Source organism: Okeania sp. SIO2B9, assembly GCF_010672505.1.
Taxonomy (GTDB): domain Bacteria; phylum Cyanobacteriota; class Cyanobacteriia; order Cyanobacteriales; family Microcoleaceae; genus Okeania; species Okeania hirsuta.
Genome location: NZ_JAAHGK010000275.1, coordinates 1 through 6,842, shown reverse-complemented (window position 1 = coordinate 6,842; position 6,842 = coordinate 1). Strand labels below are relative to the sequence as shown.

At 36.9% G+C, this 6,842-nt stretch carries 5 protein-coding genes and 1 pseudogene; 3 read left to right on the top strand and 3 right to left on the bottom strand.

The genetic code is table 11. The annotated features are described in order from the left end of the window. Window positions 1–111 precede the first annotated feature (111 nt). Window positions 112–420 (bottom strand): annotated as a pseudogene (locus F6K13_RS11980) (ABC transporter permease); the annotation flags it as partial. Window positions 421–655: 235 nt separating this feature from the next. Continuing rightward, window positions 656–1,189 carry a hypothetical protein gene (locus tag F6K13_RS11975; RefSeq protein WP_124143470.1) on the bottom strand — a complete coding sequence of 178 codons (534 nt, stop codon included), beginning with the start codon at window positions 1,187–1,189 and terminating at the stop codon, window positions 656–658. A 68-nt stretch (window positions 1,190–1,257) separates the two neighbouring features. On the opposite strand from F6K13_RS11975, the gene ruvB reads away from it, so the two are divergent. The 3 genes from ruvB to tilS all read left to right on the top strand — a co-directional run bounded on the left by ruvB (window position 1,258) and on the right by tilS (window position 4,375). After that, the gene (gene ruvB / locus F6K13_RS11970) at window positions 1,258–2,412 is read left to right on the top strand and encodes a Holliday junction branch migration DNA helicase RuvB (RefSeq protein WP_124143469.1); all 1,155 of its coding nucleotides are present in this window, start codon (window positions 1,258–1,260) and stop codon (window positions 2,410–2,412) included. Between the two features lie 195 nt (window positions 2,413–2,607). Continuing rightward, the gene (locus F6K13_RS11965; protein ID WP_124143468.1) at window positions 2,608–3,153 is read left to right on the top strand and encodes an NADPH-dependent FMN reductase; all 546 of its coding nucleotides are present in this window, start codon (window positions 2,608–2,610) and stop codon (window positions 3,151–3,153) included. A 172-nt stretch (window positions 3,154–3,325) separates the two neighbouring features. Beyond that, entirely contained in the window at window positions 3,326–4,375 is a 1,050-nt protein-coding gene (gene tilS, locus F6K13_RS11960; RefSeq protein WP_124143467.1) for a tRNA lysidine(34) synthetase TilS, read from the top strand. 586 nt (window positions 4,376–4,961) lie between these two features. Here tilS and hmpF read toward each other — a convergent pair. Next, the gene (gene hmpF, locus F6K13_RS11955; RefSeq protein WP_124154665.1) at window positions 4,962–6,701 is read right to left on the bottom strand and encodes a pilus motility taxis protein HmpF; all 1,740 of its coding nucleotides are present in this window, start codon (window positions 6,699–6,701) and stop codon (window positions 4,962–4,964) included. Window positions 6,702–6,842: the final 141 nt, after the last annotated feature.

Sequence of the window (6,842 nt, the reverse complement as noted above, 5' to 3'; positions counted from 1 at the left end):
GTGTACATGAAATTACGTCCTGCTTTTGCAGATGTTTTATAAATAAAAATAACTTCATCTATCTATGTCTTGAGCAGGGGAGTAGGGGAATGAGGGAGTGGGGGAGAATTCATTAGTAAAAGCTAGCCAAGGAATTAACCCAGCAAATAACCATAATCCAAATGTCACCTTACTATCTTCAGGTAGCCCTTCTAGGTTAAGCTTGACTTTAAGAATAATTGAGAATACATAAGTATAAATTAAAAGTTGGGATAGTTGGTTAAGTAATGGCCATAAATTACCCAGAATTGAGCCCTTATATCTAGCTTCTAAATCTCTTCGTACTAATGTTAATAGTAGGTTCAGATTTACCAACCAATAAGTATTTACCACGGTTAGCCACCTACTAACCCTGCTAGTTTCGCGGACAATTCCTTTCATAGTCCTACTATTTTCCGTTTTTTCCTCTACACCACACTCAAGCAAAATTGCCCATATTAAGTGTATATAATCTACTGTTTCCATCTACTACACAATCAGCAGTTTCATCACTTTTTGCTAGTAGACGGCTACAGTTTTTGAGATTATATCAGGGGATTGCTCAAAATACTCTCTACAAATTAAAGTTATTACAAGATATATGTGGTATATTTAAACATTTAAGCTAATCAAAAACTTAAGAAAGTAATGGTTCAATTGCTTGCTGAATGACCTTTAACTGTTCATCATCGTAGCCCCAACGTTCTAGAAACTGCTTGTAATTTCCCTGGCCAGTAGTTGTACTTTGATATAACTCCTCAATCTCACCTTTTAAGCTGGGAATATCCACGCTTTTAATTAGTCTTGTGGTTCGCGATCGCACTGTTTCTGATTGGGAGGCTGTCTCCTGGTCTTGATTTCTTTGATGATGGACTACCATTGCCGAACACATGGCCAAATTTTTGACTAATAATTCTGTCACTGTTTCTGGAGATGATTCCAGCGCTCTAAATATTGATGGTGAGGGATTATCTGCTAAAGGTCTAGAGTCTGTAAGATAACTAACGAAAAATCCTCTAGCACCATTTTTACTCTTGACTAAATCTCCAATTAATGACCCTATTTTATCTTCCGATAACTGGCCTGTTTCTATCTCAGACATTATTTCTTGAGTTAAGGCGATCGCTTCTTCAAATGTTAAATTTTCCGGTACAGATAATGATGTTGTCATAGGAAAGGACAATTAATTAAATCAACTCTTTGTATCATAATAGGGATGTTAGAACTCATTTCCCAGTTATGGCCATAATATCTTCCAAAAAACAATCTCCACAACCAGAAAGGCCAGATAAAAACATTTTCTTAGCCTCAGAAAGTAAAAGTTCATATAAAACCAAAAAATCAAAATCCAAAAGTGAAACAGACGAAATAGAAGCTTTATTAGAAGCACAGACAACTGCAGAAGACAAAAATAATAGTAACAACGAAGAAAAAATTCGACCCCAAAAGTTAGCAGAATATATCGGACAAAAAGACCTGAAAGAAGTATTAAATATTGCGATTTCGGCGGCTAAATCGAGGAAAGAACCTTTAGACCATCTGCTACTTTATGGCCCTCCAGGGTTAGGGAAAACTACCATGTCTCTAATATTGGCAGCAGAAATGGAAGTTAACTGTAAAATTACTACCGCCCCTGCCATTGAAAAACCGAGAGATATAGTAGGTTTGCTAGTAGGTTTACAAAAAGGGGATGTTCTCTTTATAGATGAAATTCATCGCCTTTCCAAAATGACAGAAGAAATTCTATATCCAGCGATGGAAGATTTTCGGTTAGATATTACAGTGGGTCAAGGTAAAACTGCTAAGACTCGGAGTATTCCTCTCAAACCTTTTACTTTAGTCGGAGCAACTACCAGGGTAGGGTCTCTAACTTCCCCCCTGCGCGATCGCTTCGGAATTATCCAGAGGTTACGTTTTTATGAGGTTGATGAACTGAGTCTAATTATTCTCCGAGCAGCAAAACTTTTAAATACAGCTATTACAGAAGATGGTGCTGAAGAAGTTGCCCGTCGCTCCCGGGGTACGCCTCGAATTGCTAATCGTTTACTTCGACGGGTGAGAGATTATTCGGAAGTGAAAAAGTTGACTCCTGTAAATGCTGAGGTAGCAAGTGAAGCGTTAGAGTTGTTTAATGTTGACCCTCTAGGTTTAGATTGGACAGACCGTAATTTATTGAGGACGATGATTGAAAATTATAATGGTGGGCCTGCTGGTTTAGAGACAATGGCAGCAGCGACAGGAGAGGATGCTCAAACTATTGAGGAGGTTTATGAGCCATATTTGATGCAAATTGGGTTTATGCAGCGTACTCCTCGTGGTCGGGTTGTGACTTCTGCAGCTTGGAGACATTTGGGTTTTACTCCGCCGGATGAGCAGTTGAGTTTGAAGTTGTGAAATAAAAGTCAAGCATAGAGTGTGATTAATTTTGTCCAGTTACTCACTTTAGAAAAACTTTTCCGTTTGTCATGCTACGCAAACAGAAATTGTCTTGCAGATAAAATCTATCAAGTACTACCAAAATTGACGTTCTATCGTTTCATTTGCTATGAATATGATTTAGCAGAAATTATTATAATTTAGTCAAAAATCATGGTAAAAATCGTGGGAATTGGAGGTAGTTTGCGGTCTGCTTCCTATAGTCAGCAAGCTCTAGAAATAGCAGTTAAGAGAGTAGAAGCTCTCGGTGCAGAGGTAAATATATTGGATTTACGATCGCTTAATCTCCCTTTTTGTAATGGTGAGGATGATTATTCAGAATATCCAGATGTACAGCTACTCCGAGAAACAGTTAAGCAAGCTGATGGTCTGATTTTGGCCACGCCAGAATATCATGGTAGTGTTAGTGGTGTTATGAAAAATGCCCTTGACTTGATGAGTTTTGAACATTTGGATGGAAAGGTCGCAGGTTTAATTAGTGTTTTGGGAGGTCAATCAAATAGTAATGCACTGAATCATTTACGATTAATTATGCGATGGGTTCATGCTTGGGTTATTCCGGAACAAATTGCTATTGGTCAGGCTTGGAATACTTTTTCTAGTGATGGTAAATTATTGAATGAAAAAATATCGGAACGTTTTGATAAATTTGCTCAAAGTTTAGTCGATCATACTCGTAAAATTAGAGGTTGTAGTTAGTTTTGCTCGTCAAAAATTCATTCAAGATAATGTTAATGGTGAAATTTAACTGTTGATTACTGAAGATTACATTTGAAAACTGTTATAAAAAAAATACTCTTGCAAATTAACCTTCTTTAAAAATAAAATTTCTTCTTTCTTCCTAATTTCCAATTATCTCTTTATATACCCAGTGAATCAATCTCCAAATAAAAATTGGACACCACTACATGACCAACTACATAAAACATTACGTCAACGAAAATTATTACCAGAAAACCAAAGAATATTAATCGCAGTATCTGGTGGTCAAGATTCCATAAGCCTAACTAAGTTACTGTTAGATTTACAATCAAAATGGGGTTGGTATTTAGCAATAGCTCATTGTGACCATAGATGGCGATCGGACTCAGAAGCTAATGCTAATTATGTGAAAAATTTAGCAACAAATTGGCAACTGCCATTCTTTTTAGCAGTAGCAGACCGAGTTTATCAAAGTGAAGCGGAAGCTAGAAAATGGCGTTATCAAACTTTAAGTAAAATTGCTTTAGAGTCCAATTGTCAATATATCGTAACTGGCCATACAGCAAGTGATCGCGCAGAAACTCTCCTATATAATTTAATTCGTGGTAGTGGTACTGATGGACTACAAGCTTTGACTTGGCAACGCCCTCTGACAGAAAATTCCTCTTTATTACTAATACGTCCTTTATTAGAAATTACTCGTAGTCAAACAGGCGACTTTTGTCAAAAGCAAAAAATTGGTATTTGGGAAGATTCTACAAACCAAGATTTACGTTATGCTCGTAATCGTATCCGCCTGGAATTATTTCCTATGCTACGCCAGTTTAATCCTCAAGCTGAACTAGCACTGGCACAAACTGCAGAAATACTAAGCGCAGAAGTAGATTATCTTGAAAATGAGACAGAAAAGCTATTGGAGAAAGTGACAAGGATGGATATAGATATAGATAATCTGAATATTTCTGAGCTTGAGTCTCAACAGGTCCAATATATTAACCGTTTAGTATTACGCGAAGTTCCTCTAGCATTACAAAGAAGAGTAATAAGACGTATTTTACAAAAAGTTTTACCTATTCATCCTAACTTCAGTCATATTGAAAAGCTAACAAATCTAATTGATGCTCCGAACCGTTCTCAAACAGACCCATTTCCTGGTGGAGCGATCGCCAAAGTTCGACATCCTTGGATTTTATTATTCTATATAGGGAATAGGGAATAGGAAACAGGGAAAGAAAAACATAATAAAAAAGATTGAATTTTTAGATTTTATGGAAGATTTTTTTATTGTAGGAGTAAATCACAAATTTAAGATGTAACTACTTTCACTTCTGCCTTCTGCCTTCTTCAATTTGATAACCCAGCATCTATTACCAAAAAATGAGGTCCAAAGCCTCCCCTTTTAACTATACTTTACCCACATCTTTCTTAACACAAAGCTTGAGAAAATAGACGAGTTATGGATAGTTATTGGATCGGCTTTTTCAGGAGAAAAATGTATAGAAAAATACTTTATTTTTGACAACTTCAGTAGTTTTACTTAGCTAAATTGATTTTTTCTCCTTTCTCCCCTGCTCCCTGCTCCCCTGCTCCCTACAAGGGTTTCAAGACTTATGGGTAAGGGATAGCCTTTTAAGGGGATGAAAAAATATTCAGTTCAGTATTTTCCTCGCCTCCGGCTTTAGTGGTCGGTACTGATAACTGATAACTGAAATGACGGTGCTTAAAATTGCTTGGGATTTGTAGACACTGAGTGGCGTGTCAAAGACTATCCCCATACAAATTTTCCCTTCTGCCTTCTGCCTTGTTCAATCCCGTTGACCAATTATATTTTGAAGGACTTGCTGTAACTGCTCCACCTGTGTCCCTATATCCTGTACTTGATTTAGTTCTCCTACTACTTCTTCTAGTTGCTGCTTGAGTTGTTCAAGATAATCTTGCATAGGTAACATAACTTCCTGATAAATAGCTCCACTTCCTCCCTGTGAATTTGCCTTCTGCTTTTCTCGTAAACTCGACTCTAGTTGTTCAATTTCATTTTTTTTCGCTTCTTGTTGCCGAGTTTGACTATTGATAATTTCTTCTTTTCGGGCAACATCTGTTTGTATTTTTTGAATTTCAGCTTCTAAACTTTGTAAATTCTCTGTCAGCTGCTGCCTTTGAGCATCAACCTTTGATAGTGTAGCCTTTAAGTCTATTTTGTTTTGCTGTTGTTGGCCAGAAGAACTACCTAATCTGCGCCAGAGAACCTCTTGATGTTGACTTAATATTTCTTGCCTTTCCTTAAGATTTCTTTGGGAACCGACTAAAGATTCATTTAACATTTTGTAACAGTCTTGTTCATCTGAAAGCTCTGACTCTAAGCTAATTCTGTCATATTCAGTAGCTTGATCGATTCTTCTTTGCAAAGCATCCATTTCTTGCTGCTGTAATGCTAATTCTTCTTCCTGGTCTTTAACAAAACTCATATCTCTTTGCAAGTCTTGTTGTAAACTTTGAACCAGTTGCTCTAACTCATTAAGAGAAATTTTTTCCAGAGCTTCAACATCTACTTTCTCAGAAATACCATCATTTTCCAATGCTGTTGATAGATGACTCAGTTGCTCATAAAGTTGTGTCTGTATCTCTATTTGACTATTCAATACTTGACGATACTCTTGCTTACTTGCCAATAAAGTTTGTTGCGACCTCCATTCCGAAATCAATTCGGCTAAAGACTCCTGGTCTTGTCGCCATTCTACCCATTGGTTTTGGACATGACTAACCAAACTTTCTATATTTTCCTGTTGTTCTTCACTAGAATTAGTATTTGGCAGTTCTTTCCGCCTTTGTTCATGTTGCTCTAGACTTTCCTGTTGAGAACTAACTATTTCTAAAGACTGACTTAACTTTTCTCCCAAAAGATTTGTCGGAGCGATCGCCTGATTCAACCAAGTCAGTACATCTCGAATATACTGAGATTGATCTTCATCTAAAACTGCCCCTTGAGAAAATTGTCCCTGATTTTGGTTAAACTCTTCTTGTTGTTTGTGTAATTCTAAGCGAGTGGCTTCTAATTCTTCTCGATATTTTTCTATCTGTTTCTGAAGTTGCTGAGATGCTTCTTGAGCTTGACTAATTTCCTGACGTTGTTGCTCCAACCTATCAATTTCCGCTTGTAGTTCTTCAAGCTGTTCTTCCTTAGCCTGCAATTCCATTTCTCTACGATTCAATTCTTGGGCCTGAAAAGTTAGAGAAGCTTTCCATTGCTCAATTTCCTCCCATTGTGTCTTAGATTTTTCTTGAGAGCGAGAGAAATTTTGCAGAATTTTCACCAACTGACGGGCAGCATCTTGAATTTGCTGCACCTGCTTACTATTGTTCAAATCTACTAACACCAATGAACCAGGAGAAAATTCCTTAGCTTCATCAGCTGGAATAACTTCTTCCCCAGGTACAGCCACCCAATTATGTTCACCACGCTGAGAGGCTAGTAGCTTCAAATCAGTTTTACCCCCACCTAGACCAAAACCACTTGGTCTTTTTTGTACTTCTGCTAAATACAGCACAATGTTATCCTCTTGAGGTTTCTATGCTAAAAGCTTGATTTTTGTAGTTTTTTATGTTACCAGTAAAGCAAATACTATATGCTATACTGCCTTAAATTTAAGAAATATTAATTTTTTTTTTATTTATAAGTTTTAAATACA